Genomic DNA, 26,979 nt, shown 5'->3' on the forward strand with positions numbered 1-26,979 from the left:
AACGTCGATGCATGCGACAGCACTGGTGATCATCGCGCACGGCAGCCGCGACCCGCGGCACGCGGCGACCGTCACCGAGCTCACCGCTCGGGTCCGGGCGCTGCGGCCGGGGCTGCGGGTGGAGGTCGGCTACCTGGACTTCTGCGCGCCGAGCGTGTCACAGGTGCTGTCGCGGCTGGCGGCCGACGGCGTACGGGACGTGGTGGCGGTGCCGCTGCTGCTCACCCACGCCTTCCACGCCAAGGCCGACATCCCCGCGGTGCTCGACGCGGCCCGCGCCGCGCTGCCGCGCCTGAGCGTGCGGCAGGCGGCGGTGCTCGGCCCGTCCGCGCTGCTCGGCGCCGCCCTTGAGCGGCGCCTCTCGGAAGCCGGGGTGCGCCCCGGCGACCGCGGCACCACCGGGGTCGTGTTGGCCTCGGCGGGCTCCTCAGACCCGGAGGCGATCGCAGTGATCGCAGAAATCGCGCGGGAGTGGCGGCACACCGGTTGGTGCGCCGTGCGGCCTGCGTTCGCCTCCGCGGCAGCCCCGCTCACCTCGGTCCCACGGACCGAGGACGCGGTGCGCGCGCTGCGCGCCGACGGCGCCCGGCGGGTGGCCGTCGCGCCGTACGTCATCGCGCCCGGGCGGCTGCCCGACCGCATCGCGGACGGGGCCGCGCGGGCCGGCGCCGACGTGCTGGCCGACGTGCTCGGGCCGGCTCCGGAGGTGGCGGCGCTGGTGCTGCGCCGCTACGAGCAGGCGCGTCAGGCGCGAGCGGTGCGCACGCCGTTGGGCGTACCGCTCAGCGCCTGACCGTACGACCTGACCGGCGTCGGTTAGGGCCCGGCCGGTGAGGGTGACCGGCCGGGAGGGTGGTGGGCAACGTTGCCATGCTCTGCTCCACGGCGGCGTTGCCCCACGTGCGGTCAGGGGCCGGGCCCGCGCTCGGGCCCGGGTGCGCCGTCAGCGGGAGACGCGGCGCATGGCGTGTCGTACGCCGCCCAGCGCGACGCCGAGGTGGCGCCCCAGCCGGGTGGCCGCCTGGCGGCTGGCCTCGCGGGCCATGAACGCCAGCAGCGGGCCGGCGCTGGCCTTGGTGATCAGGGCGAAGCAGTCCGTGGTGCCGATGCGCTCGGCGAAGAACCCGTCGAGTTCGGGGTCGCCGCTGCGTGGCGCCTGCCCGTAGAGCTGGGACAGCAGGCCGCCCAGGGCCTCCCTGACCACGAGCTTCTCGGCGTCGATCTGCTCGGGCCGGTGGCCGAGCCACCGCATGGTGGCGACGCCGAGGCGCTGCACCTGCTCCGGCACCGGGCGGTCGGGCTGCGGGAAGACGCGGTCGGGGCCGAAGGTCTTGGTGAACCCGGCGTGTATGCCCGGGTTCTGGGTCCGCAGGACCACGTAGGTGTGTCCGAACGGGTTCCGCAACAGGACCTCGGTGATCAGGAACCGCGCCTGCACCCGGGCCGACAGCTTGGAGCGCCGGTGCGCGGGCAGCAGGCCCGCCGCGTCCAGGTAGACCACGCGCTTGCCGAAGAAACGCTTGCGCTGGTACCCCGCCCAGCCGACGACCTCGTCGTCCGGCGCCAGGGTCAGCGTGAAGTTGGAGACCTGGTCGAAGAAGTTCTGTTCCTTGCGCGCCTTCCAGTAGTTGGAGTGGTCGGTCTCGAAGGTCCGGGTGGCGACGTCGGCCACCACGTCGAAGATCCGCTCGCGGCAGCCGTCGGCCAGCTTGGCCGGGGCGGTCCAACTGGCTGAGCGGTAGCCGTTGTGCAGGTTGCGCACCTTGGGCGGCGCCGAGAATCCCCGCAGATCGGCTGCGGTCAGTCGTAACGTGCCCACTGTCAGTCGTCCTCGCTTCTCGTGGCGGGTGCCAGGATCAGAGGAAAGCTTAAGCACGCTACGTTGCGGTAAGGTAACTCGCCGGCCAACAGAACAAGGGGTACTTCCGCGCAATAGCCGCAGGTGAGCGGGGGTGTGACCGACCTAACGCGGCGAGGCGGCGGGGCGGGTTTACTGGCCGGTCAGCGGGCGTGACGGGCCCCTCGCGATCCTTCCCGGCCGCCTCGGATGTGGCGCATCCCACACGGACAGTGACCACGACCGCGTGCGGCGAGCGGGCGACTCGCGGGCGGGAACCGGATGTTGGGCGACCCTGTCGGCCTCCTTGCGGCGGGCGCGTCCGTACGACGACACGTCAGCGCGACGGCACGTCAGCACGCGAGCGCGTCCACATGGGGGAGGCCCGCCGACCCGCCGGCAACGCGGCGGAAAGACCAGGAGGCAAGGGGCCGGCCGTCGCGCCCCGTGGGGGTTGGGCGCGACGGCCGGACACCTGGGGGCGCGCGCGACCGACCGGCGGCACGCGGCTTCCCCGCTCCGTCGGGCGCGGCCACGGCCACCCCCGAGGAGACTCGAAACTCTGGCCGACCGGCGGCGGCCGACACAACCAAGTTGAGGCGTTGTGACATATCCAACGCCTCACATGTCGCCCGTATGCGGCGTAAGTCGCGCACTTCGGTCTGCTTCCTTGGCAATAACTGACACAATTTACCTATGCACCATGTGCGTGGTCCCGCATGTGTATGCGGCCCGCACGCCTCGGTGGCGCGCCGCCCGGCCCGCTCTCCCGCGCGGCTCAACCGGTTGGCTTGTACGCGCCGTTGAAGCCGCTCACTCTCCGCCCCACAAGTCCGCTTTCGGACAGATTTCGCCGTCGGATGTGACGTCTCGGACGCGGTGTGGGCGGCAGGCAACCCGTGGAGCACGGTCGGCATCCTCCGCGGTAGCGGAGGCCCGCCGCCTCGTGGGTCCTCCGGCTGATCTCACCGATCAACGCCGATCCATGAGGAGGTCCACCTTGATCCGTGTTCCGCGCGTGATCACCGCCACGGCCGCGGTGTTCGCGCTGGCGGCCGGGTTGCCCGGGCTGGCGCACGCGGCGCCGAGACCCGTGCCACAGCAGCAACCCGGCACCCACATACCCACCGCCCCGTCGGGCGTCACCGCCGAGCGCCTTCCGGCGGGTTGGCGGCTCGACGGGGAGGGCGCCGACCGGGAGTTGGTCTGGCGCTCGCGCGAACCGGTGCCCATGGGCGACGCCCGCGTCGAGTTCTACGCCGGCGACCGGCTCATCGGCCGGCCGACGGCGGCGAAGGACGGCAGGACGTTCCGGCTGCCGCTCGACGACGCCCGGGCCCAGCTCACGGACGAGCTCCAGGTCCGGGCCGGCGGTCGCCGCCTGGACGCGGCCCCCCGGCACCGCGCCCCGCGCACCGCCCGGCCCACCACCCCCGCCGAGCCACCGGCGGCCCTGCCCGTAGGCCCGGTCGACCCCGGCGTACCGGGCCGCTACCGCACCACCAGCGGCGAGTACGACCTGCCGGCCGTGCGGCTCCCCGACTTCGCCAAGCCGGTGGAAATGCGCGCCACGGTCGTGGGCCCGACGAACGCCCCCGGCCGCCGGCCGTTGGCGCTGTTCCTGCACGGCCGCCACTACACGTGCTTCGGCCCGTCCGCGGACGACCAGACCGGCGACTGGCCGTGCGCGGCCGGCAGCAAGCCGGTACCCAGCTACCGCGGTTACCTCCAGGCCCAGAAGCTGCTCGCCTCGCAGGGCTACGTGACGGTCTCCATCTCGGCCAACGGCATCAACGGCCAGGACGACGTCGTGGAAGACGGCGGGGCCCAGGCGCGCTCCTCGCTGGTGCGCCAGCACCTGGCCCGCTGGGCGGGGTGGGCCGACAAGCCGAAGGGAGCCCCGCGCGCGGTGCGCGCGGTGGCACCGGCCGACCTGTCCCGCGTGCTGCTGGTGGGCCACTCGCGCGGCGGCGAGGGCGTCAACCGCGCCGCGCTCGACAGCCTCAGCCGCCCGCCGGCGGCGCAGGACGGCTACCGGGGCCCGGTGCGCTGGCGCGTTCGCGGCAACGTCCTGATCGGCCCGACCATCTTCGGGCAGAACCCCGTACCCGACGTGCCGTCGGCGACCATCCTGCCGGGCTGCGACGGGGACGTGTCCGACCTCCAGGGCCAGGTGTACGCGGACGGCACGCGCGGCGTCAGCCGTGGCACCGCCCTGCACAGCGCGCTGTACATGGTGGGCGCCAACCACAACTTCTTCAACACGGAGTGGACGCCAGGCCAGGCCGAGGCGCCGGCCGACGACGACTTCTACGAAGACCCCGAGGCACCGGACCGGGTCTGCGCGCCGAGCGCCAAGACCCGGCTGAGCGCCGCCGACCAGCAGCGGGCCGGGGCCACCTACATCGCCGCCGCCGCCCGCCTGTTCGTCGCGGGCGACGACCGGGTGCGCCCGCTGCTCGACGGGTCCCAGCGGCGGGCGCCGTCGGCGGGCCCGGCGCGGGTGCTCAGCCACGCGGTCGGCGGGCGGCGCACGCCGCTGGTCGTACCGCACACCTCGCTGAAGGTCACCGGCGCGCGGATGTGCGTACAGGTGGACGCGGACGAGAACACCGCCGGCGCGCCCTGCCTGCCGCCCGAGACCAGCCAGCAGTCCCCGCACTTCTCGCTCCGGTACACGCCCGGCGAGCCGGAGCGGCACGCGGTCGCGCTGCGCTGGTCCAAGGCCGGCACCCCGGCCCGCATCGGCCTGCCCCGGCCGGTCTCGGTCGCCGGCTCCCAGGCGCTGGCCCTGCGCGTGATGGTGCCGCCCAACACCTCGGGCACCTCGCTCGACGTCACCCTCACCGACGCGGCGGGCCACCGCGCGACGCTGGGCCGGGTGCGCGTGGACGGGCTGCCGGGCACCGACCGGACCGCGTCCCTGTGGGGACGTGAGGTGCGGGTGCCGCTGTCGGCCGCCGCGCGGGCGGGGCTCGACCTGAAGCGGGTCGCCTCGCTGGAGTTGACGCCGCGCGGCGGCCCCGGTCGCGCCTGGCTGGTGGACGCGTGGGGCTGGAGCCCCGGCACGCCCACGGCCCGGCCCGCCGCCCTGCCCCGCATCGACATCGGCAAGGCGGAGGTCAAGGAGGGTGACGCGGGCGTCCGCACGCACCGGGTGCCCATCCGCGTCGCCGGCCACGGCACCGGCCAGGTCCGGCTGTCCACCACCGACCGCACGACGGGCAAGCTCACCTACCGGACGGTGACGGTGCGCCCGGGCAGCCAGACCATCGACGTTCGGTTCTCCGTGCGGGGCAACACCCGCTACGGCGCCGACTCCGGGTACTGGGTCACGGCACGCGCGCTGCGCGGCACGGCGGTCGGCTCCCACCACGGCGGGGTTCTCGTACGCGACGACGACCCGATGCCGAAGGTCACGGTGACACCGGTCAAGGACCGGGTCACCGAGGGGCAGGCGCTGAGTTGGCGGGTGACGCTGTCCGAGGCCGCCGACACGGACATCTGGTCCGTACTGCGCCTCCAGGCCCCGGCCAGTGGGGCCGAGCTGTCCAGCGTCGACGTCGAGAAGAGTTGGTTCGAGGAGGTCTTCTACGAGGACCAGAAGCCCGCCCGCCCGCTCTCCCGGGCGACCGAGCCACCGGTCATCCCGGTGCCGGTGGAGGAGGGGAAGCTGAGCGCGGTGGTGACCGTGCCGACCGTCAAGGACGCGCTCACCGAGCCGGACGAGCTGCTCCAGGCCCGGTTGGTCACCTCCGACGATGACGGCACGGAGTACGAGGGCCCGCTGGTCACCGGGACGGTGCGGGACGCTTCCTAGCTCCGCGACCGGCGTCGGACGCACGCCGCCCGGCGCACGCCGCGGACGCCCCAGCGGCTGCCTGCGGCTCGCCAACCCTCCATCGTGACAGATGAGTTGCCTCGCCCCCACGCCGATCGGCGTGGGGGCGAGGCGCGCGTGTGCGCACTCTTCCCCGCAGGCCGGCGGGCCGCGCCGAATTCGTTTGTTCGCCCGTCGTGGGCCGCACTACCGTGCCCGGGTGGATCTCTTCTCGCACTCCTGGGCGGCGCTGCGCGCGGCGGTCGCCGAACTCCCTGAAGAAGCCTTCGAGCAGCCGTCGGGCTGCGCCGGCTGGCTCGTCCGCGACCTCGTCTGCCACCTGGTCATCGACGCGCAGGACGTCCTGATCACCCTCGCCACCCCCGCCACGACGGAGCCGACCGCCGACGCGGTGACGTACTGGAGCGTCACGCAGCAGCCGCCGACCGGTGACGACCCGCTCGACGCACTGATCGTCCGGCTGGCCGCCGCGTACGAACAGCCGAACCTGCTCACCTTCCACCTCGACGACGTCGGCTCCGCCGCCGGGCGCGCGGCCGAACTCGCCGATCCCGACGCCCTGGTGTCCACCCAGGACATGGTGTTGACGGTGCGCGACTTCCGTACCGCCTACGTCCTGGAGTGGACGCTGCACCACCTCGACCTGGTCGCCCACCTCCCGGACGTCGCGGGCCCGCCCGCCGAGGCTCTCGCCCACTGCCGGGCCACGCTGGAGACGATCGCGGGCACGACGTTCCCCGCGTCGTTCAGCGACCGGGACGTGCTCCTGGTCGGCACCGGGCGGCGGGCGCCGACGGCGGCGGAGGAGGCCGAACTCGGCGCGCTGGCCGAGAGGTTGCCGTTCGTCATCGGCTGAGGCGTTGGTTGGTCGGTCGCCCGGTCGGCGGCGGGGTCAGCCGTCCGCGTTCCCCGGGGACAGTGGCTTCTGGAACCAGGCCACGTCCCAGAACCTGTCGAACTTGCGCCCCACGTGCTCGAAGACGCCGACCAGCCGAAAGCCGAAATGTGCGTGGAGGCGCCGGGACGCCTCGTTCGGCACGGTGATCCCGGCGAGCGCCACGTGCACGTCCTCCGCCTCCAGCGCGGCGAAGAGCCCGGCGTACAGCAGCCGTCCGACGCCGCGCCCCACCTGTTCGGGCGCCGCGTAGACGGTGGTCTCCACCGAGGTCGCGTACGCCGGCTTGGCCCGGAAGGCACTGCTGGTCGCGTAGCCGAGGAGCGTGCCGCCCGCCTCGGCCACGAGCAGCCGGTGCGGCCCCGTGGCGGGGTGGGCCAGCAGCCACGGCCGCCGCTGCTCGGCGGTGAAGGGTTCGGTGTCGAAGGTGATGGGCGTCCGGACGACGTAGTGATTGTAGATCCGGGTCAACTCTTCGAGGTCGCCCTCGCCGCCCGGCCTCACCGTCGCGCCCGACCCCGTACCGTCCCCGCCGACCTGTGCGTTCATCCGCACGACGGTACGCGGCCCTTGTTACGCGGCCGTGTCGCCGTCCGGCCGCCCGTCGCGCGGCCCCGCCGGCGCGGCCGGCGCGAGCCGGGCTCAGGCGTCGCCTGGCGGGCCGGGTGGCTGCCAGCCCCGGGTGAGGATGTCGAAGATCGCTTCGACGGCGGCGCGGCGGTCCGCCTGGCCGCGCGCGAGGGTCGGGACCTCCAGGACGAACCGCGCCAGCGCCGTGCAGGCCGGGTCCGAGTGGGGCACGCCGCACTCCTCGGCGATGGCCGCGCCGAGGGCATCGGTGTACCGCGTCCACATGCGCTCGGCGTAGGCACGCAGCGCGGGCGTGGTGTCCACGAGGCGGACGAAATCGGGCAGTTGGGGGTCAGCCGTGAGCGGCAACCAGGTGTCGAGGACGTGCGCGCGGAGGGCGTCGGGGATGCTCCGGCCGGCGGGCCGCTCTCGTACGGCGGCGACGAGCGCCGCCTCGCGGTCCGCCTCCTGGTCGAAGACGAGCGCCTCCTTACCGCTGAAGTGCTTGAACACCGTCGTGGTCGACACGTCGGCCGCCTCGGCGACGTCGCGGACGCTCACCTGGTCGTAGCCGCGCTCCAGGAAGAGGCGCAGGGCGGCGTCGGCGATGGCTTGTCGGGTGGCCGCCTTCTTGCGTTCGCGGCGGCCGACGGGGGGCTCGGTCATGGCGGGAGCGTAGCCGATGGTTGCCTCGTTTAAAACGTTGACTCGTTGCACTTTTTTATTCGGTGTGCTGTTCTGGGAGCGGAGCCCGACCGGCCAGTGCGGCGACCGGCCCCCTTGGCCGCCCCGCGCGCCCTCGCCCCGCCTCGCCCCGCCGCACCCCTTCCCCCCGCCCTCGACGTAAGGAACAGCCATGCACTCCCCAGCACCCGCCCGCGCCAGGATCAGCGTCATCGGCGCCGGGCCCGGCGGCCTGACCTGCGCCCGGGTCCTCCAGCGGCACGGCCTCGCGGTCACCGTGTACGAGCGCGAGCCCGGCCCGACCGCGCGCGACCAGGGCGGCACCCTCGACCTGCACGTCGACAACGGTCAACGCGCCCTGCGCGCGGCCGGCCTGCTCGATGACTTCTTCTCACTGGCCCGGCCCGAGGGGCAGGAGATGCGCCAACTCGACCCGTCGGGGTCGCTGTTGTTCCACTCCGTCCCGGAGGCAGGCGAACTCCTCCAACCGGAGATCGATCGCGGCCAGTTGCGCGACCTGTTACTCGGCTCCCTGGAGCCGGGAACCGTTCGCTGGGGCCGCGCCCTCGACGTGATCAGCGAACCCGCCGACGGGCCCCGGCGCCTGCGCTTCGCCGACGGCACGAGCGTCGAAACCGACCTGGTCATCGGCGCCGACGGGGCGTTCTCGCGGGTGCGCCCGGCCGTGTCCCCCGCCGTCCCCGAGTACACCGGGGTGAGCTTCCTGGAGGCGTGGTTCTCCGATGTCGAGCGCCGGCACCCCGACATCGCCGCGTTGGTCGGCGCGGGGAGCGCCGCCGCGGCCGACGGCGACCGTGGCCTGTTCGCCCAGCGCAACGGCCGCGACCAGATCCGCGTCTACCTCATCCAGCGGGCCCCGGTCGACTGGATCGCCGCGAGCGGCCTGGCCGCCGACGACACCGCCGGCATCCGCGCCCTGTTGCTCGACGCATACGCCGACTGGTCACCCCGGATGCGGCAGTTGATCACCGACAACGACGGGCCCTACGTCGACCGCCCGATCCTCGCCCTCCCGGTGCCGCACACCTGGCGGCACTGCCCGACGGTGACCCTGCTCGGCGACGCAGCCCACCTCATGCCCCCACTCGGCGTCGGTGTCAACCTCGCCCTGCTCGACGCCAGCGAACTCGCCCTCGCCCTCGCGAGCGCCACCACCGTGGCGGAGGCCGTCCGCGCGTACGAGGAGACCATGGTGCCCCGCTCCGTCGAGACGGCCCGCGCCCTCGAAGGCGGCGCGGAGCACCTGGTGTCCGCCGAGGTTCCCGACTTCGGCCACGCCGGCGACGCCCGCGCCTGAGCGGCACGCCCCGCTGGAGGTGACGTCCGCACCTGAGCGTCGCACTCCGCTGGAGGCGACGCCGACGCCCGAGTGCCGCGCCCCCTGCGTGGCGGCGTCCGGCCAGCCGCGCGGGCGCCCGCGTGGCGCGCCTAACCCTGTCGTGCGGCGCGCCCGGGCAGCGCGGCCTCGATGAGGTCGGCGGCCTGCTCGGTCCCGCCCTCGGCGGCCGTGCGCTCCCGCATCCGGTGCACGGCCGCGGCGACCTCGGGGTCGGCCACCAGGTCGAGCACCGCCGTGCGCAACGTGTCGGCGGTGGCCTCCGCCATGGGCACGTGCCGGGCCACGCCCAGTTCGGCCAGCATGGCCGCGTTGCCGAACTGGTCGGTGGCCAGCGGCACCGCCACCATCGGCACGCCGCTGGCCAGCCCCTCCTGGCTGCCGCCGGCCCCGGCGTGGGTGACGAAGGCGTCGGCCTGGCGCAGGATGGACAGTTGCGGCACCCACGAGTGGACCTCGACGTTGTCGGGTATCGGGCCGAGTTCGGCCGGGTCCACGAACTTGCCGATCTGGAGCACCAGGTACCAGCCGGGCAGGTCGCCGAAGGCCGCGAGGCACTCGCGGTAGAACGCGGGCTCCTTGGTCCAGGCGGAGCCCAGCGAGACGAGCACCACCTTGGTCCCCGCGTCCAGGTGCGCGGGGCGGTGCCACTCCCCCTGGTCGGCGCGGTCGCCCTGGCAGGCGCCGACGAAGGCGAAGACGGAGGTGTCGACCTTGTCGTAGTGCGGCTGGAGGGCGCTGGGGATGAGCACGATGCCGCGCTCGGGCATCGCGACCAGCCGGGACGGGTCGGTGTGCGTCATGTCGTGTTCGACGAGCCAGGCCGCGAAGCGGTCGTAGTAGGCGGCGCCGCGCGGGGTGCGCTTCATCTCCTCGAACCCCTGGGCCAGTTCGGACTCCTCGTAACCGTCCCAGACCACCAGGTTCGGCGTGAGCTGGATGGCCGGCACGCCCCAGCGGTGGGCCAGCATGGGCGCCGGGTACGAGGTGATGTCGTGCAGCACCAGGTCCGGCTCGTCGCCGGCGTACGCGTCGAGGAGTTGCGGCAGCATCTGCATGCCGTCGGCCAGGAAGTGCTCCAGGTAGTCGATGAGTTCGGTGCCCCACGCCTCCGGCTCGTCGTCGGTCGGCAGGGTGGAGGTGTAGATCACCGGCTCCGCGCCGGTGGCGGCGACCTTCTCCGCGAACGAGGCGGGGATGGCGTAGGTGACCCGGTGGCCGCGGGCGACGAGTTCGCGGATCACCTCAAGGCTGGGGTTGACGTGCCCGTGGGCCGCGATGCTGAACATGGCGATGTGGGCGCGTTCGGTTGGCGTCATGATCGGGACTGTACGCGAGACGATACGTCTCGTGCAAGACGATACGTCTCGTCCATCTCCCTGGGTCGCGAGACGGCGGCTCGGGTTCGGGGTTTCGGGTTCGGGGTTTCGGGTTTCGACGGGTGAGGGCCCAGCGGCTCAGGGCAAGGCGGCTGGGGGCTCGACGGATGCGGGCCCGGCAGCCCCGCCGAGCCCCAGCCGGTGGCGCTCAGCGCTGGTAGCGCGCGAGGACCAGGTTGCCGTCGGAGACCAGCCGGTCCCGCAGCTCGCCGTCGTCGATCGCGCCGCTGTAGAACTCCTGGAAGGCGGGCGTGGCCACCTTGTCCTTCCACTCCGGGTAGCCGCGCACGGACTGGGCGGGCGCCGAGCGCAGGTGGCCGGCGAGCGCGGTGCCGGTGGCCCAGCCGTGCCGCGGGGTACGCAGCGCCGGGTCGGCCAGGGCGGTGGTGCCGGTGGGCAGCAGCCAGTCGCCACGGGCCAGCCGCACCATGTTCGCCGGTCGCAACAGGAACTCGACGAAGGCCATCGCCTCCTCCTTGCGGCGGCAGTCCGCCGCGATCGACAGCGTCTGCGGGCTGACGCCCTGCCGCTGGTCGCCGCCCGGTCCGGCGGGCGCGGGCAGCACCACCCAGTCGAAGCCGCGCGGGGCCTGCTGGACGATCTGCTGCCGGTACGAGAAGCCGAGCGGCACCATCGCGTACCGGTCGCCGAAGAAGCCCGGCAGGGTGTCGGCACCGCTCATGCCGAGGGTGCTGCGGGATGCCGACTTCTCCCGCACCACCTGGTCGCGGATGGCGTTCGGCACCACCCGGTCGCGCGCCGTGTAGCGGATGGTGACCTTGCCGTCGTCGCCACGGTGGAACAGGTGTCCGCCGGTGGACAGCGAGAGGTTCAGCGTCGCGGAGACCGGCTCCTTGAGCGGCCAGGCCACCCCGTACGTGGCGCCACGGGTGAGTCGCTCGGCGGCGTCCGCGAACTCCTCCCACGTCCAGGGCTCGCGCGCCGTGGGCAGCCGCACGTCGGCGGCGGCCAGCAGCCGCCGGTTGGCCATGATCATGCGGGGCTCCTGGAGGAACGGCACCCCGTACACCCGCCCGCCGAAGGTCGCGGTCCGCCAACTGTGGGGCGGGATCTCGCGTCGCAGCCGGTCCGGGAGCAGGTCGCCCAGGTCGGCGAGGTAGCCGCCGTAGGCGAAGTCGGCGAGGTCGTCGGAGGCGTCGTGGATGATGTCCGGCGCCTCCCCGCCCTCGAAGGAGGTGAGGAGTTGGTCGTGCACGCTGGTCCAACTGCCCTGTACGTAGGTCACCCGGGACCGCGGGTGCGCCTCGTTCCACTCCGCGACCAACCGCTTGTTGGCCCGCACCGACTCCTGCTGCCAGGCCAGCGAGAGGAAGCGGAGGCCGCCCCCGCCCCCGCTCGCGCACCCGGGCACCAGCGCGCCGACGCCGGCCGCCCCGGCCGCGGTCAGCAGGCGACGGCGGGGCAGGCGGCGGGAGAGCGGTGACGTACGGGCCGGCTCGTGCGGGCTTCCCGCCATCAGTGCTTCACCGCCCCGGCCAGCAGACCGCCGGTGATCCGGCGCTGGATTAACGCGAACAGCACCAGCGACGGCAGGGTCGCCAGCAGCGCGGCGGCGGCCAGCGGCCCGAGGTCGGCGACGCCCTCGGTGCCGATGAAGTGGGTGAGGACGACCGGCATGGTCTGCTTCTCCGGGGTCTTGAGCAGGACGAGCGCGAAGAAGAACTCGTTCCACGCGGTGATGAACGTGAACAGCGCGGTGGCCACGATGCCGGGCGCGAGCAGCGGAGCCGTCACCGAGACCAGCGTGCGCAGCCGGCCCGCCCCGTCCACCGCCGCGGCCTCCTCCAACTCGCGCGGCACGGCCCGCACGTACCCGGCGAGCATCCACAGCGCGAACGGCAGCGACCAGACCACGTAGACCAGGACCAGCCCGGCGGGCTCGTCGATGAGCCGGAACTCCTTGAGGATCAGGAACAGCGGGATGATCACCAGCACGAACGGGAACGCCTGGCTGACCACCACCCAGCCGGTGGCCGCGCGGGAGAGCGCCGAGCGGTGCCGGGCCATCACGTAGGCCATGGGCGTGGCGATCAGCACCGAGATCGCGGCGGCGCTCCCGGCGGTGAGCAGGCTGTTGCCCGCGGCCCGCAGCAGCGGCTGCTCGTCGAAGGCGCGCCGGAAGTTGTCGAACGTGGGGCGCTCCGGCAGCCAGGTCGGGTGCAGGGTGGCGAGTTCGGTGGGCGGCTTGAACGCGGTGGAGACGAGCCACAACAGGGGGAAGGCGAGGAAGACCAGGTAGCCCAGGAGCGCCAGGTACTGACCGGCGCGCGCCGCCCGGCGCCGGCCGCGCCGGGGCACACCGGCGCGCCGCCGGGACAACGCCGCGCGCCGCCGGGACAGCGCCGCACTCGGCCGGGACAGCGCGGCCCGGCCCCGGGAGTGGCCCGGCGTCGGGTGGTCCGTGGGGTGATCGGTCGGACCGGGTCCGGCTCGCTTCACTGGTCCGCTCCCTTCAACCGTCCGACGAGGTACACGGCGAGCAGCACGGAGACGACCGCGACCAGGACGCAGCCCATGGCCGCCGCGTAGCCGAACTGGCCGTACCGGAACGCCTCCTCGTACGCGAAGAGCATCGGCAGTCGGGTGCGTCCGCCGGGGCCGCCGCTGGTGAGCACGTACACCAGGGCGAAGGAGTTGAGGTTCCAGATGAAACTGAGCGCGCTGATGGCCAGGGCGATGGGGCGGATGGCGGGCCAGGTGACGGTGCGGAACCTGCGCCAGGCGCCGGCGCCGTCCACGGCGGCGGCCTCCCGCAGTTCGCGCGGCACGTTCTGCAACCCGGCCAGCAGGGCGACAGTGACCTGGGGCAGGCCCGCCCACACGCCCACCACGATCACCGCGGGCAGCGCGCTGGACAGGCCCGCGAGCCAGTCGGAACCGTCGCCCAGGTGCAGGTCACGCAGCGTCTCGTTGAGGATGCCGGCGTCGGAGTGGTAGACGAGCCGCCACATGATGCCGACGACGACCTCCGGCATCGCCCACGGCACGATGGCCAGCGTCCGCGCCAGCCAGCGCATCCGCAGGTCCTGGCTGAGCAGCAGGGCGAGCCCGAGCCCGAGGAGGAACTGCGGCACCGTGACGCCCACCGCCCACACCAGGCCGACCCGGAAGGACTCCCAGAAGAGGGTGTCGTGGCGCAGGTCGCGGAAGTTGAGCAGGCCGATCCACTCGGTGGGTTCGGTGCGGCCCGACTGGGAGTCGGTGAACGCGAGGCCGATGCCGTACAGCAGGGGCCCCGCGCTCAGCAGCAGGATGGGCAGGAGGGCGGGCAGGACCAGGAACCAGGGCCCGAGCCCGGCGGGCCGCCCGCCCCGGCTCCGGCCGCCGCGCGACCCCGGGGCGCGGGCCTCCTTGGCTGGGGCGCGGTCCGGTTCGTCGCCGGACCGAGCCGCCTCGGTCATCGGTCTCACGGCAGGGGGGCTCCTTCACGGCGCGGCGCGGTGGGGCGCGGCGGCCCGGACGCCGTCCGGGGAGCGCGGCACCCCGGTGCTGGGCTTGGCTGGGGCGGGGCAGCCGCGCCTGGGGCGGGCGGAACCGTCCCGTGGTCACGGGGAGCGGGCGCCCGTCAGGAGGCCCCCGTCATCGTGCTGACGGTCCGTATCGCAGTCAAGCGGTACGCGCGCACGACCTCGACTCCCGCGATGCGAGACTGACCGGACAGGACCGGTCAGAGTCAGGCACGGCCAGACCAGGACGCGGCAAAATCAGACAGGCCCGGACAAAACCCGGCCCGATCAGGCCCGGCCAGACACGGCCAGCCGAGGCCAGACACGGTCAGCCGGGGCCAGACGGGGACGGGCACGAGAGGACGGGCGCGGCGTGGGGCGTGACGGTGTGGGGAGCGTGGCGTGAGCGCGGATTTCACCGAGGAGCGGGCCCGGCGGGTGTTGGCGGCGGCGGGGCTCGCGCGGGCGCCGGGCGACGCGCGGCTGCTCGCCCTGGGCGAGAACGCGGTGTTCGCGCTGGCCAGCACCGTGGTCAAGGTGGGGCGCGAGAGCGGGCTGTGGGAGCGGGCGAGCCGCGAACCGCGCGTCGCGACCTGGCTCGCCGAGCACGGGGTGCCCGCGGTGCGCCCCGCCGAGCCGAGGGCGCTGCTGGTCGACGGGCACCCGGTCACGGTCTGGCACCGGCTGCCGCCGGCGGTCCGCGCCGCGACCCCGGCCGACCTGGCGGGGCTGCTGCGGCGCGTGCACGCCCTGCCCGAGCCGCCGTTCGCGCTGCCGCGCCGCGAGTTGCTGGGCGGCGTGGAGCGGTGGCTGCGGCTGGCCGGGGACGCGATCGACCCCGCCGACGCGGCCTATCTGCGGGCGCGCCGGGACGGTTTCGCGCAGGCCGCGGCGGCGCTGACGCCCCATCTGCCGCCCGGTCCGCTGCACGGCGACGCGCTGCCGCGCAACGTGCACGTCAGCGCCGACGGCCCGGTCCTGGTGGACCTGGAGACCTTCGCCAGTGACCTGCGCGAACACGACCTGGTGGTGATGGCCCTCACCCGCGACCGGTACGGGCTCGACGCGGCGGCCTACGCGGAGTTCACCTCGGCCTACGGCTGGGACGTGCGCGAGTGGGAGGGATGCGCCGTGCTGCGCGGGGCCCGGGAGACGGCGAGCTGCGCCTGGGTGGCGCAGCACGCGCCGGGCAACCCGGCCGCCCGCGCGGAGTTCGAGCGCCGGGTGGCGTCGCTGCGGGCGGGCGACCCGAGCGTGCGGTGGTTCGCCCTGTGAGCGTGGCGCGGGTACGCGCCGTGAACGTGGCGCGGGTACACGTCGTCAGCGTGGCGTGGGTACGCGCCGTAGCGGTCGCGCCCGTGCCGTAGCGGGGCGTTGCGCACGCTCGCCGCGGCCGGGCGCCCGGGCCCGGCTCGCGGTCAGCCGGCTATCGCCGGTGCCCCGCGCAGCGGCCAGGCGCCATCCACGACCGCGTCCTGGGTGCCCTTGCGGCGCAGCCAGGACTGGAAGTCGGCGGCCCACTCCGCGTACCACCCGACCTGCTTGCGGTGCAGCTCCCACAGGTCGAGCCCCGCCACCTGGGCGTGCCGCTCGGCGACCGCGCAGGCGACCTGGGCCGCGGCCAGCGCGTCCGACCGGGCCTCGTGCGCCTGGTCGAGCGGGACGCCGTAGTGCCCGCAGACGGCCTCCAGGGTGCGCTTGCCCTTGCGGTAGCGGTCGACGGAGCGGTCGATCGTGTACGGGTCGATGACCGGGCCGACGTCGGCCCGACCGAGCCGCTCGGGCAGCGAGGGCAGCCCGTGTCGGCGCAACTCCGCCGCCAGCATGCTGAGGTCGAACGCCGCGTTGTACGCCACGACCGGCGTGCCCGCCCGCCAGTGCGCCACGAGCACGTCCGCTATCTCGGCCACCACCTCGCGGGCCGGCCGTCCGTCGGCCGCCGCGCGGGCGTTGGTGATGCCGTGCACGGCGACGGCGTCCTGCGGTATGGGGATGCCCGGGTCGGCCAGCCATTCCCGGCCGCCCACCGCTTCCCCACCCCGGACCTCGACGACCGCGGCCGTCACGATCCGTGCCTCGTCCGGGTCGGTGCCCGTGGTCTCCAGGTCGAAGCCGATCAGCAGCTCTCGATGCCAGCCCATGGCGGCCCTCCTTCGTGGTGCGTCCCCCTGTTGTTCATCACCTTCCCACGCGCCACTGACAACCCGTCCGGCGTCGGGCGCGGCCGACCGCCCCCACCGGCCGAATACCCCAAGAAGCAGCGATATGCCCGAGTTGATGGGTTTTGAGGGGAGGGGGAGGCGCGGGTCCGGCTCAGCTCATCGGGGTCAGCAGGTCGTCGCGCATGCCGTCCACCCGGGCGGCGAAGCCGTCCAGGTCGATGGAGTGCGGGTCCTTGCCGGTGGCGGCGCGGGTGTTCTCCATGACGGCCACGAGCGTGGTGGTGTCGGCCCAGGCGCACACGGGCATCACGAGCTTCTGCCCGCTCTGCCGCTTGATCACGACCTCGCAGGTCAACGCGGCGTCCGCACCGGGCGGGGTGATCTCCCGGCGCTCGACCCCCACCTCGGCGTTGTCGTTGCCCTCCAGCCCGCGGAAGAAGCTGTTCTTGGCGTACGTGGGGCTGACGAAGGTGCCGTTGAGCCCGGTGACCACCATCTCCGCGTCCCGGGGCGCGGTGACGTAGCGCCCGGTGGCGGGCTTGACGCCGCTCGCCCCGCTGCCGTCGTCCGGCACCTGCTCGTCGGCCGACTCGCTGAGGTCCTTCTCCAGCGTGTACTTGCCGCCCTCCAGCGACTTGGGGAGGACCACCTTGTACTTCGTGTTCGTGTCGCGGTCGGTGTCGGCGGTCGGGCTGGGCGTGGGCAGCGTCGGGCTCTGGCTCGGGCTCGGCCGCTGACTGGCGTCGACCGAGGAGTCGTCGCTGACCTTGGACTCGTCCCGCTTGCCCCCGCCGTCGTCGCCGCTCGTCGCGAACACCACGCCGCCGATCGCCAGCAGGCCCACGAGCACGGCGCCGACGACGATCGCCACGGTCTTGCGCGAACCCCCGTTCGGCGGCCCCGGCGGCCCACCCATCCCCGGGCCACCGCCGTACGGCGCGCCGTACCCGGGCTGGGCGTACGGGGACTGCTGACCCGGCTGCCCGTACGGGGGTTGCTGGCCCGGCTGCCCGTACAGGGGTTGCTGGCCGGCCTGTCCGTACGGGGGTTGCTGGCCCGGCTGACCGCCATAGGGCGAGCCCTGCTGGGGGTAGCTGTGGGGGTAGCCGTAGGGGTTCTGCGGCGGCCCGCCCGGCCCGGGCTGGCCGGACGGCCAACCGCCTTCCGGAACTCCGGACCCGGGCTGCTGCGGGGGCATACTCACGTCGCGTTCCCTCTCCCGTTTTGTCAGGTCCGCGCAGCGTATCGCGCCGCCCGGCGCCACGTGGCGGGTGCTCCCGCTCCGGGGCCGAGCCCCGGACAGGCCCCTGCTCGACGGCCGGGCGCGGGTCTCAGGAGACCGGGCGGGAGTCGGCCCAGGCGCCCTCGAACTCCTCGCGGTAGACCTCGAAGAGGCTGTTGTCGGCGCCCGTGTCCACCCCGCGCACCACCTCGCGCTCGCGGCCACCGGCGCGCAGCACCAGCACCGGGGCCTCCATGCCACGGGCCCTGCGCAGGTACGACTGGACGACGCCGACGCCGTCGGCCGAGTCGCCGTTGATGAGGTAGGCGGTCACCCGCGGGGTCTCGTCGAAGACGTGGATCTCGAAGGCGCCGGGGTCCCGCAGCCGGGCCCGCACCCGGCGCATGTGCAGGATGTTCATCTCCACCGAGCGGCTGAGCTCGCCCTTGCGCATGCCGAGTTCCCGCTCCCGGCGGCGGACCGCGCTGCTGGCCGGGTTGAGGAAGAGGAGCCGCGTCCGGCAGCCGGTCTCCGCGAGCCGCATCAGGCGGCGCCCCGAGTAGTTCTGCACGAGCAGGTTCAGACCTATGCCCATGGCGTCCAGCCGGCGCGCGCTGCCGAACAGGTCCTCCGCGGGCAACTGGCGCTGGAGCCGGACCCGGTCGGCGTGGACGCTGACCACGTCCGCGTACCGGTCCCCCACCAGGTCCTCGACCGCGTCTATCGGCAGCCGGTCGGTCGAGGGGCCGCCGGTGCCGCCGCCGAGGATGTCCAGGAGGCGGGCCGAGGCGCGCTCCGCCTGGTCGAGCACGTTCTGGGACAGGGCGCGGTTGCGCGAGACGACGTTGCGGGTGACTTCCAGCTCGTCGAGCGCGAGTTCGAGCTCGCGCCGGTCGTCCAGGTAGGGCACGAAGCACGGCCAGTGCTGGACCAGGAGTTCGCGCAACTGGGGCAGCGTCAGGAAGCTGACGACATTGTCGTCGGCCGGGTCGAGGAGGTAGCCCTTGCGGCGGCTGACCTCGCGCACGGCCACCGCGCGCTGCACCCACTCCTGGCCGGCCGGGCCCGCGGCGGCCACCACCCAGTCCTCGCCGTGCACCGGCTCGTAGATCGGTTGCAGCACCGAGGCCACCACCGCGCGCAGTCGCTGTTCGACCAGATTGAGCCAGATGTAGGCACGGCCCGCCCGCCGCGCGCGCGTGTGCACCTCGGCCCACGCGTCGGTGCCCCAGTCCAGTTCCGCTCCGATCTCCACCGGCCTGACCAGGGATACCGCGCCGGGAGGTGCGTCGGTGGCGCCGCCCTGCGGGGTGCTCTCCTCCCCAGATGGCAGCTCCAGCCCGCCCGAGCTCACCTGTGCACCGCCTTCCGCCCCCGTCCAACGATCAAGGCAGACTACTGCGATGCGGGGAGCCGGTGCAGCCTCAGCAGGTCAGTTGTGCGTCAACGCGCCACCGCTCGCGGCGCGTTGTGCTCACCCCGACCACGCGGAGTGAGGCGATTCATAGTCGCACGCCGCGCCACGGGGCGCGGCGCGCGCCGCCACCTCCGCCCGCCCCGGGCACGACTCCCGCGCCCCCGGGCTCGCGCCCGACGCCCTTCCACGCGACGGCCGGTGCATTATGGTGCGGCACATCCCCGTACAGCCCCTACATCGCCCCATACGGACACTTGTCACGCATGCGCCGAACGCCCGGCCGGGCGGCCCGGCGAGAGAAGTGGAAGAGTCGATTCATGCAGGTCTGGCCAGGACAGTCCTACCCCCTCGGGGCCACCTACGACGGCGCGGGCACCAACTTCGCGGTGTTCTCGGAGGTCGCCCAACGGATCGAGCTGTGCCTGCTGCACGACGACGGCTCCCACGAGACGGTCGAACTGCGGGAGACCGACGCCTTCGTGCGGCACGCCTACCTGCCGGGCGTGATGCCGGGCCAGCGGTACGGCTTTCGGGTGTACGGCCCCTACGCCCCGGAGTGGGGCCACCGCTGCAACCCGGCCAAGCTGCTGCTCGACCCGTACGCCAAGGCCGTCAGCGGCCAGATCGACTGGGACGAGGCGGTCTACGGCTACCACTTCGGGCGCCCGGAGCGGCGCAACGACCTCGACTCGGCCCCGCACACCATGTCGTCGGTGGTGGTGAACCCGTACTTCGACTGGGGCGACGACCGGCCGCCGCGCACCGACTACCACCGCACCGTCATCTACGAGGCCCATGTGAAGGGCCTGACCATGCGCCACCCGGGGCTCCCGGACGAGCTGCGCGGGACGTACGCGGCGCTGGCGCACCCGGCCGTCATCGAGCACCTGACGGAGCTGGGGGTGACGACGCTGGAGCTGATGCCGGTGCACCAGTTCGTCCAGGACCACCGGCTCGTGGACGAGGGGTTGGCCAACTACTGGGGGTACAACACGATCGGGTTCTTCGCCCCGCACAACGCGTACGCCTCCTGGGGCGACCGGGGACAGCAGGTGCTGGAGTTCAAGTCGGCGGTGCGGGCGCTGCACGCGGCGGGCATCGAGGTCATCCTCGACGTGGTCTACAACCACACCGCCGAGGGCAACCACCTGGGACCGACGCTCTCCTTCCGCGGCCTGGACAACGCCTCGTACTACCGGCTCGGCGAGGACCCGCGCACGTACACGGACACCACCGGCACCGGCAACTCGCTGCTGATGCGCCACCCGCACGTGCTCCAGCTCATCATGGACTCGCTGCGCTACTGGGTGACCGAGATGCGGGTGGACGGGTTCCGCTTCGACCTGGCGGCGACGCTGGCCCGCCAGTTCCACGAGGTGGACCGGCTCTCCTCGTTCTTCGACCTGGTGCAGCAGGACCCGGTGGTCAGCCGGGTGAAGCTGATCGCGGAGCCGTGGGACGTCGGCGAGGGCGGCTACCAGGTGGGCAACTTCCCGCCGCTGTGGACCGAGTGGAACGGCAAGTACCGGGACACGGTGCGCGACCTGTGGCGCGGCCAGCCGCGCACGCTGGCCGAGTTCGGCTCCCGGCTCACCGGCTCCTCCGACCTCTACCAGAGCGACGGCCGCCGCCCGCTGGCCTCCATCAACTTCGTCACCTGCCACGACGGCTTCACCCTGCGCGACCTGGTCTCCTACGACCACAAGCACAACGAGGCCAACGGCGAGGACAACCGGGACGGCGAGAACGACAACCGGTCCTGGAACTGCGGCGTCGAGGGCGAGAGCCGGGACCCGGCGGTACGCGAGCTGCGCGCCCGACAGATGCGCAACCTCGTCGCCACGCTGCTGCTCTCGCAGGGCGTGCCGATGCTCAGCCACGGCGACGAGTTCGCCCGCACCCAGCACGGCAACAACAACGCCTACTGCCAGGACAACGAGCTGGCCTGGGTGCGCTGGCCCCGCCGCCCCGACCCGGCGCCGGACGAGGAGTCGGAGCGGGAGCCGGAGCGGGACGCGGACCGGGAGGCGCTGCGGATGCTGGAGTTCACCCGCACGCTGGTGTGGCTGCGCCGGGACCACCCGGTCTTCCGCCGCCGGCGCTTCTTCCACGGCCGGCCGGTCGCGGGCACCCACGACGCGCTGTCGGACATCGCCTGGTTCACGGCCGAGGGCGAGCCGATGCGCCAGCGCGACTGGCAGGCGGCGCACGCCAACTCGCTGATGGTCTTCCTCAACGGCAACGCGATCTCGGAGCCGGGCCCGCGCGGGGAGCGCGTCCGCGACGACTCGTTCCTGCTGATGTTCAACGCGCACAGCGCGCCGCTCACCTTCACCGTGCCGCCGCGCCACGGCCGGCGCTGGCAGGTGGTGGTGGACACCGCCCGCCCGGACGGCGTCCCGCCGGGCGCCGGCCCCACCGTCGCGGCGGGCGACCGGCTCACGCTGGTGGACCGCAGCCTGCTGGTGCTCCAGCGCCCCTCGTAGGCGCCGCTGGGAGGCGTCGTTCGGAGGCGCCGTTCGGAGACTCCTCGCGTCGGTGCGGCTCGCGGCGCGGCTCGGCGGGGGTGCTGGCCGGACGTCGCGTCAGGCCGCGGGAGCGGTGGCCCCGGGGACGACCATGGTGGGGTCGGTCGCGGCCGTGGCGCGGGGGGCATCGGTGGCGCCGGGCGGGGCGCCCGCGAGGGCGCCGGGCAGGGTCTGGCGTAGCTCGGCGACGAACGCCCGGGCCGCGCCGACCAGCTCGGCGCGCGAGAAGACGACCAGTTCACGGCGGATCGGCGGGTCGACGCGGAGCCCGACGCAGCCCTGGATGCCGGCGATGACGTGCGCCGGGGCGGCCACCACGCCCGCGCCGGCGCGCGCCATGCGGACCGCCGTGGACGTGTGCTCGGTGTGGACCGCGTTGCGGGGCGTGAACCCCGCGCGCTCGCAGATCGCGTCCATGGCGGGACGGCCGGCGACGATCGGCTCCAGGGCGCAGCGCACCCAGGGGCGGTCGGCCAGTTCGGCCAGCCGTACGGAGCCACGGCGGGCCAGCGGGTCGTCGGCGGGGACGGCGATGACGATCTCCTCGGACCCCACCGGCTCCACCGGGCCCTGCCAGTGTGGGGGCCGGTGCCCGACGGCCAGGTCGGCCACGCCACGGTCCATGTGGTCGGCCAGCTCGCCGGCCGACGCGTACTCGTGCAACGTCAGGCGCATCCCGGGGTGCGCGCGCCGCCAGCGGGCGAACGTCTCCGGCAGCACCCCCATGGCCACCGCGTGCACGCTGGCGATGTGCAGTTCGCCGTCGGCCGCCCCGGCGGCGGCCCGGGCCGCGCGGCGCGCCTGACCCGCGCTGCGCACGGCCAGCTCGGCGTGCGGCAGGAAGGCGCGGCCCATCGGGGTCAGCCGCACGCCGCGCGGCAGGCGCTCCAACAGCGGGCCGCCCACCTCCCGTTCCAGCGCCTTGATCTGGTGGGAGAGCGCCGACTGCGTGACGCTGAGCGTCTCGGCGGCGCGCGTGAACGAGCCCTCCTCCACCACCGCGACCAGGTACTCCATCTGTCGCAGGCTCATCGCCGCCCCCACCTTCCTCGTCCGCCCCACCCGCCGGTCGCGGGGGCACCCCCCGGACACGCCGCGCCAGCGCCCCGACCCCGCCCGCGCCACGGTGGCGCGCGCCACACCCGCCGCCCCACGAAGACCGCTCCGCGCCCGAACGACGCGGGTGTGCCGCCTGGCATGCACGGGTTTCATCGGCTCCATCAAAACATTGCCTTGGACCGATCGGCCGCTGTGGGCGGAGCCTTGGGCCATGGCGGATCGAGCACAGGAAACAGAGAACGCGCACGTCGCGGACGTCATCGTGATCGGCGGCGGCACCGGCGGCTACAGCACCGCTCTGCGGGCCGCCGCGCTGGGCCTGGACGTGGTGCTGGTCGAGCGCGACCTGGTCGGCGGCACCTGCCTGCACCGTGGGTGCGTGCCCAGCAAGGCGATGCTGCACGCGGCCGAGTTGGTGGACGGCGTCACGGAGGCCCGCGAACGGTGGGGCGTCAAGGCGACGGTGGAGGGCGTGGACTGGGCCGCGCTGACGGCGACCCGCGACGACATCGTGGCCCGCAACCACCGAGGCGTCGAGGGCCACCTCGCACACGCGGGGGTGCGCGTGGTGCACGCGACGGCGACGCTGACCGGGCCCCGTACGGTGCGCGTGGAGCCGGGCGGGACGCGGCGAGCGCGGCGCGGCGTCGTGCTGGCGACCGGTTCGAGGCCGCGCACGCTGCCGGGGCTCGTACCCGACGGGCGCCGGGTGGTCACCAGCGACGACGCCCTGTTCGCGCCGGGGCTCCCGGGCTCCGTACTGGTCATCGGCGGCGGCGCGATCGGCGTGGAGTACGCCTCGCTGCACCGCTCGATGGGGGCCACGGTGACCCTGGTGGAGGCGGCGGACCGGCTGCTTCCGCTGGAGGACGCGGACGTCGGTCGGCACGTGACGCGCGGCCTGAAGAAGCGGGGCGTCACGGTGTGGACCGGGGCCAGGTGCGAGGAGGCGCGGCCGTACGAGGACGGGGTGCGCGTCACGGTCAGCGTGCCGCGCGGCGAGCTGCGCCACCTGGACGTGGAACGGGTGCTCGTGGCCGTGGGGCGGGCGCCGGTGACCGAGGGGCTCGGCCTCGCGGCGGCGGGACTGGCGCCGGACGCGCGGGGGTTCGTGGCGCCGGCCGACTGGTCGCGCCTGGAGACGGCCGTCCCGGGCGTGCACGTGGTGGGCGACCTGCTGCCGCCGCCGTCGCTGGGCCTGGCGCACGCCTCGTTCGCGGAGGGGCTGCTCGTGGCCGAGACGCTGGCCGGGCGCGCCCCGCGCCCCATCGACTACGCCGCCGTGCCACGGGTGACGTACTCCAGCCCGCAGACCGCGTCCGTCGGGCTCACCGAGGAGGGCGCCCGGGAGCGGGGCCACGACGTGGTCACCAACACGCTGCCGCTGACGGCTACGGCCAAGGGCATGGTGCACGGCCAGGGCGGCCTGGTGAAGGTCGTCGCCGAGCGCGGCGCCGGCGGGCCGGCCGCCGGCGCGGAGCCGGGCAGCTCGGGGGCGCGGTCGGCCGTGGGGGCGGCCGGCGAGGTGGGCACGGTGCTCGGGGTGCACCTGGTGGGCCCGCACGTCTCGGAGATGATCGCCGAGGGTCAGCTCATCGTCGGCTGGGAGGCCGACCCGACCGACGTCGCCCAGCACATCCACCCGCACCCGACGCTCTCCGAGGCCGTGGGCGAGGTGTTCCTCACGCTGGCGGGCCGGGGTCTGCACCAGCACTGACGCCGTCGGGGCCGACGGCATCGCGGGCGGTTCAGCGGTTCAGTCGCCGTCCTCGCCGGCGTGGGCGTCGGACTGGCCACCGTGGGCCTGGGGTTCGGCGCCCCCGGCATCGGGCTCGGCGTCGCCGGCGGGGTGCCGGCTGGTACGGGCGGGGGTACGGGCCGAGGCGCGGGTGCCGCCGTCGGGGACCAGGTCGCCGGCGCACAGCACGGCGAAGCCCAGCACCGCCACGATCCCGCTGGCGTACAGCTCGTACCCGTCGAGGAAGGGCAGCCGGTCCAGCACGGCCCACTTGCCGAACCAGTCGGTGAAGTGGTGGACGAGGCTGGAGGCGCCGATCAGGAGCAACCCCGCGCCCAGCAGCTCAAGCAGCTTTCTCATGGGCCCGACGCTAGGCGCGCGGGGCGCCGCCGCCCGTCCGCCGAAGGTCTACGGACCCGCGACTTTGGTAGCCCATGCCGTGCTGAGGGGGCGCGCACGCGGCGCCGTTCCGTAGATTCGCCGGCATGAACGGCACGTTGAACGGTACGCACGAACCGCCGCCCGCGCCCGTCGCGGCGGGGGCGTCCGAGGGCGAGCCCGCGCAGGCGCCCGGCGCGCGTCCCGCGCGCGCCCGGCGCGGGCCCCGCGACTGGGCGGTGGACCTCAGCGCCTTCGTGCTCGCCGCGCTGTTCTCCTTCATGACCGCCGAGTCGGTGGTGGAGGACCCCGACCTGCCGGAGCTGTGGCTCTTCGTCGACCAGGTGCTCGGGTTGCTGGCCTGCGCGGCGCTGTGGTTCCGCCGGCGGTGGCCGGTGCCGCTCGCGGCGGCCATGCTGCTGGCGTCCACGGCCTCGCACTTCGTGATCGGCCCGAGCCTGGTGGTGATGTTCACCGTCGCGGTGCACCGCCCGTTCCGTCCCGTGGCCGTCGTCGGCGCGCTGGCGTTCGCGAGCAGCCTGGTCAACGGGCTGGTGCACACCGATCCCGACCTGGGGTACGTGGGCTCCGTGCTGACCGGGGCGCTGCTCTACAGCACGGCCATCGGCTGGGGCATGTTCGTCCGCTCCCGGCGCCAACTCGTCATCTCGCTGCGGGAGCGGGCGCACCGGGCGGAGTCGGAGGCCGCGCTGCGCGCCGAGCGCGTCCAACGGCTCACCCGGGAGCGCATCGCGCGCGAGATGCACGACGTGCTCGCGCACCGGCTGTCCCTGCTGAGCGTGCACGCGGGCGCGCTGGAGTACCGGCCCGACGCGCCGCCGCAGGACGTCGCGCAGGCCGCGGGCGTGATCCGGGCCAGCGCCCACCAGGCCCTGGAGGACCTGCGGGAGGTGATCGGCGTGCTCCGCGCCCCCATCGGGCAGCCCACGGCCGGCGCCGGCACCCCGACGGCCGCGGACGGCGCGCCGTCGTCGACGGCGGGAGCGGACACGGGAGCGGGAGCGGTGCCGGAGCCCCGACCGGGGACGGAAGCCCGGAGGAGGCCGAGCGGGTTCCGGCGCCCGCGCCGCGAGCGCGCCGACCGCGCGGCCGGCGCCGCCTGCGCACCGCACGACCAGCAGGCGCCGCTGGCCGCCCGGGACCTCTGGGACGGGGCCGAGCCGAGCCGGCCGCAGCCCACGCTGGCCGACCTGCCACGGCTGGTCGATGAGTCGCGGCAGGCGGCCATGCGGGTGGCGCTGCACGACGAACGGGAGGCGTGCGACCCGGTGCCGGCCGCGACGGGGCGCACGGCGTACCGGATCGTGCAGGAGGGGCTGACCAACGCCCGCAAGCACGCCCCGGACGCCGCGGTCACGGTGCGGGTGGCCGGCGCCCCCGAGCGCGGTCTGACGGTCGAGGTGCGGGACCGGCCCGTGGCGCGGGCCGGGAGGGCGCGGCGGGCGGAGCGGATACCCGGCTCCGGGCAGGGGCTGATCGGCCTGGCCGAGCGCACCTCGCTGGCCGGGGGCGGCCTGGAGAGCCGGGCCGTGGAAGACGGCGGCTTCCTGCTGCGCGCCTGGCTACCGTGGCCCTCATGAACACCTCCGATCACCAGCGCGTGCGCGTGCTCCTCGTCGACGACGACCCGCTGGTACGCGCCGGGCTGCGGCTGATGTTGGGTGGCTCGGCCGACGTGGAGATCGTCGGCGAGGCCGCCGACGGGACCGAGGTCGGCCCGCTGGTGCGGCGGCACTCCCCCGACGTCGTGCTGATGGACATCCGCATGCCCACGCTGGACGGGCTCGCGGCGACGGAGGAGTTGCGGCGCGCGGAACGGCCGCCCGAGGTCATCGTGTTGACGACGTTCCACGCCGACGAGCACGTGCTGCGCGCGCTGCGGGCCGGGGCGGCCGGGTTCCTCCTCAAGGACACGCCGCCGGCCGAGATCGTGGCCGCCGTGCACCGGGTCGCCGCCGGTGACCCGGTGCTCTCACCGGCGGTCACCCAGCAGCTCATCGAGCACGTGGCCGGCGCCGGCCAGGACCTGCGCCGCAGCCGGGCGCGCGGCCTGCTGGGCCAGTTGAACGACCGGGAGCGCGAGGTGGCCCTCGCCGTCGGCGAGGGCAAGTCGAACGCGGAGATCGGCACCGCGCTGTACATGAGCGTCGCCACGGTCAAGACGCACGTCTCCCGCATCCTGACCAAGCTCGACCTCAACAACCGGGTGCAGATAGCCCTGTTGACGCACGACGCGGGCCTGCTGGACGGCAACACCCCCTGACACCCACCCGGCGCGCGACGGCGGGGCGGGACGGGACGGGACGTGGGATGCCTGGCGTGGTGACGGGGCGACAAGGAACGGGGGCGGCGGTGGGCGCGGGCCGGGCGGGGAGCGCCGACCGGCCGCGCGTACGGCGCGCCCCGCCCGGCGGCACTCGCACA

At 74.3% G+C, this 26,979-nt stretch carries 20 protein-coding genes and 1 pseudogene; 9 read left to right on the forward strand and 12 right to left on the reverse strand.

Translation table 11 applies throughout. The features are described 5' to 3' along the window. Nucleotides 1-7: 7 nt before the first annotated feature. Nucleotides 8-793 carry a sirohydrochlorin chelatase gene (locus H7H31_RS06260; protein WP_187060609.1) on the forward strand — a complete coding sequence of 262 codons (786 nt, stop codon included), beginning with the start codon at nt 8-10 and terminating at the stop codon, nt 791-793. Nucleotides 794-943: 150 nt separating this feature from the next. Here H7H31_RS06260 and H7H31_RS06265 read toward each other — a convergent pair whose 3' ends face one another. Beyond that, complete coding sequence (locus tag H7H31_RS06265; RefSeq protein WP_187060610.1) at nt 944-1,819, reverse strand: GNAT family N-acetyltransferase; 876 nt, start codon at nt 1,817-1,819, stop codon at nt 944-946. 1,018 nt (nt 1,820-2,837) lie between these two features. On the opposite strand from H7H31_RS06265, the gene H7H31_RS06270 reads away from it, so the two are divergent. Next, nucleotides 2,838-5,657: an alpha/beta hydrolase gene (locus H7H31_RS06270; RefSeq protein ID WP_372455960.1), complete on the forward strand. Its 2,820-nt coding sequence runs from the start codon at nt 2,838-2,840 to the stop codon at nt 5,655-5,657. 220 nt (nt 5,658-5,877) lie between these two features. Beyond that, nucleotides 5,878-6,534: a maleylpyruvate isomerase N-terminal domain-containing protein gene (locus H7H31_RS06275; RefSeq protein WP_187060244.1), complete on the forward strand. Its 657-nt coding sequence runs from the start codon at nt 5,878-5,880 to the stop codon at nt 6,532-6,534. A 36-nt stretch (nt 6,535-6,570) separates the two neighbouring features. Here the strand turns inward: H7H31_RS06275 and H7H31_RS06280 are convergent, their stop codons facing one another. Both H7H31_RS06280 and H7H31_RS06285 read right to left on the reverse strand, forming a co-directional pair. Then, the gene (locus H7H31_RS06280; RefSeq protein WP_187060245.1) at nt 6,571-7,122 is read right to left on the reverse strand and encodes a GNAT family N-acetyltransferase; all 552 of its coding nucleotides are present in this window, start codon (nt 7,120-7,122) and stop codon (nt 6,571-6,573) included. Between the two features lie 93 nt (nt 7,123-7,215). Further along, nucleotides 7,216-7,809, reverse strand: coding sequence for a TetR/AcrR family transcriptional regulator (locus tag H7H31_RS06285; protein WP_187060246.1), 594 nt, complete (start codon nt 7,807-7,809; stop codon nt 7,216-7,218). A gap of 190 nt (nt 7,810-7,999) precedes the next feature. Here H7H31_RS06285 and H7H31_RS06290 point away from each other — a divergent pair, with 190 nt between their 5' ends. Then, nucleotides 8,000-9,145, forward strand: coding sequence for an FAD-dependent oxidoreductase (locus tag H7H31_RS06290; RefSeq protein WP_187062987.1), 1,146 nt, complete (start codon nt 8,000-8,002; stop codon nt 9,143-9,145). Nucleotides 9,146-9,276: 131 nt separating this feature from the next. On the opposite strand, the pseudogene H7H31_RS06295 reads toward H7H31_RS06290, so the two are convergent. From H7H31_RS06295 to H7H31_RS06310, 4 genes and pseudogenes are all read right to left on the reverse strand, one after another. Further along, nucleotides 9,277-10,546 (reverse strand): annotated as a pseudogene (locus tag H7H31_RS06295) (macrolide family glycosyltransferase). 165 nt (nt 10,547-10,711) lie between these two features. Further along, nucleotides 10,712-12,040, reverse strand: a complete 1,329-nt coding sequence (locus H7H31_RS06300; protein ID WP_187062989.1) for an ABC transporter substrate-binding protein — start codon at nt 12,038-12,040, stop codon at nt 10,712-10,714. Then, the gene (locus H7H31_RS06305) at nt 12,040-12,882 is read right to left on the reverse strand and encodes a carbohydrate ABC transporter permease (RefSeq protein WP_187062997.1); all 843 of its coding nucleotides are present in this window, start codon (nt 12,880-12,882) and stop codon (nt 12,040-12,042) included. Before H7H31_RS06305 ends, H7H31_RS06300 begins: the two co-directional genes overlap by 1 nt. 137 nt (nt 12,883-13,019) lie before the next feature. Then, a complete protein-coding gene (locus tag H7H31_RS06310) occupies nt 13,020-13,985 on the reverse strand; it encodes a carbohydrate ABC transporter permease (protein ID WP_187062998.1) in 966 nt (321 codons plus the stop codon). Nucleotides 13,986-14,432: 447 nt separating this feature from the next. On the opposite strand from H7H31_RS06310, the gene H7H31_RS06315 reads away from it, so the two are divergent. Further along, nucleotides 14,433-15,305 carry a phosphotransferase enzyme family protein gene (locus tag H7H31_RS06315; protein ID WP_187062990.1) on the forward strand — a complete coding sequence of 291 codons (873 nt, stop codon included), beginning with the start codon at nt 14,433-14,435 and terminating at the stop codon, nt 15,303-15,305. Between the two features lie 143 nt (nt 15,306-15,448). Here H7H31_RS06315 and H7H31_RS06320 read toward each other — a convergent pair whose 3' ends face one another. The 3 genes from H7H31_RS06320 to H7H31_RS06330 all read right to left on the reverse strand — a co-directional run bounded on the left by H7H31_RS06320 (nt 15,449) and on the right by H7H31_RS06330 (nt 18,768). Beyond that, the gene (locus H7H31_RS06320; protein WP_187062991.1) at nt 15,449-16,171 is read right to left on the reverse strand and encodes a 3'-5' exonuclease; all 723 of its coding nucleotides are present in this window, start codon (nt 16,169-16,171) and stop codon (nt 15,449-15,451) included. A gap of 172 nt (nt 16,172-16,343) precedes the next feature. After that, nucleotides 16,344-17,396 carry a hypothetical protein gene (locus tag H7H31_RS06325; RefSeq protein WP_187062992.1) on the reverse strand — a complete coding sequence of 351 codons (1,053 nt, stop codon included), beginning with the start codon at nt 17,394-17,396 and terminating at the stop codon, nt 16,344-16,346. A 127-nt stretch (nt 17,397-17,523) separates the two neighbouring features. Beyond that, complete coding sequence (locus H7H31_RS06330; RefSeq protein WP_176164634.1) at nt 17,524-18,768, reverse strand: SAV2148 family HEPN domain-containing protein; 1,245 nt, start codon at nt 18,766-18,768, stop codon at nt 17,524-17,526. 380 nt (nt 18,769-19,148) lie between these two features. Between H7H31_RS06330 and glgX the strand changes: the two genes are divergently transcribed. Further along, nucleotides 19,149-21,317, forward strand: a complete 2,169-nt coding sequence (gene glgX, locus H7H31_RS06335) for a glycogen debranching protein GlgX (protein ID WP_187062993.1) — start codon at nt 19,149-19,151, stop codon at nt 21,315-21,317. A gap of 99 nt (nt 21,318-21,416) precedes the next feature. Here the strand turns inward: glgX and H7H31_RS06340 are convergent, their stop codons facing one another. Then, nucleotides 21,417-22,391 carry a LysR family transcriptional regulator gene (locus H7H31_RS06340; protein WP_232109713.1) on the reverse strand — a complete coding sequence of 325 codons (975 nt, stop codon included), beginning with the start codon at nt 22,389-22,391 and terminating at the stop codon, nt 21,417-21,419. A gap of 238 nt (nt 22,392-22,629) precedes the next feature. On the opposite strand from H7H31_RS06340, the gene H7H31_RS06345 reads away from it, so the two are divergent. Beyond that, nucleotides 22,630-24,135, forward strand: a complete 1,506-nt coding sequence (locus H7H31_RS06345; protein ID WP_187062994.1) for an FAD-dependent oxidoreductase — start codon at nt 22,630-22,632, stop codon at nt 24,133-24,135. Between the two features lie 39 nt (nt 24,136-24,174). Here H7H31_RS06345 and H7H31_RS06350 read toward each other — a convergent pair whose 3' ends face one another. Then, nucleotides 24,175-24,516 (reverse strand): hypothetical protein, encoded by a 342-nt coding sequence (locus tag H7H31_RS06350; RefSeq protein WP_187062995.1) that lies wholly within the window; start codon nt 24,514-24,516, stop codon nt 24,175-24,177. A 125-nt stretch (nt 24,517-24,641) separates the two neighbouring features. Here H7H31_RS06350 and H7H31_RS06355 point away from each other — a divergent pair, with 125 nt between their 5' ends. Continuing rightward, entirely contained in the window at nt 24,642-26,135 is a 1,494-nt protein-coding gene (locus tag H7H31_RS06355; protein WP_232109714.1) for a sensor histidine kinase, read from the forward strand. Continuing rightward, nucleotides 26,132-26,818 carry a response regulator transcription factor gene (locus H7H31_RS06360; RefSeq protein WP_187062996.1) on the forward strand — a complete coding sequence of 229 codons (687 nt, stop codon included), beginning with the start codon at nt 26,132-26,134 and terminating at the stop codon, nt 26,816-26,818. The genes H7H31_RS06355 and H7H31_RS06360 overlap by 4 nt, the downstream gene beginning before the upstream one ends. The last annotated feature ends 161 nt before the right edge of the window (nt 26,819-26,979 follow it).

The organism is Streptomyces buecherae (assembly GCF_014295035.1).
Classification (GTDB): domain Bacteria; phylum Actinomycetota; class Actinomycetes; order Streptomycetales; family Streptomycetaceae; genus Streptomyces; species Streptomyces youssoufiensis.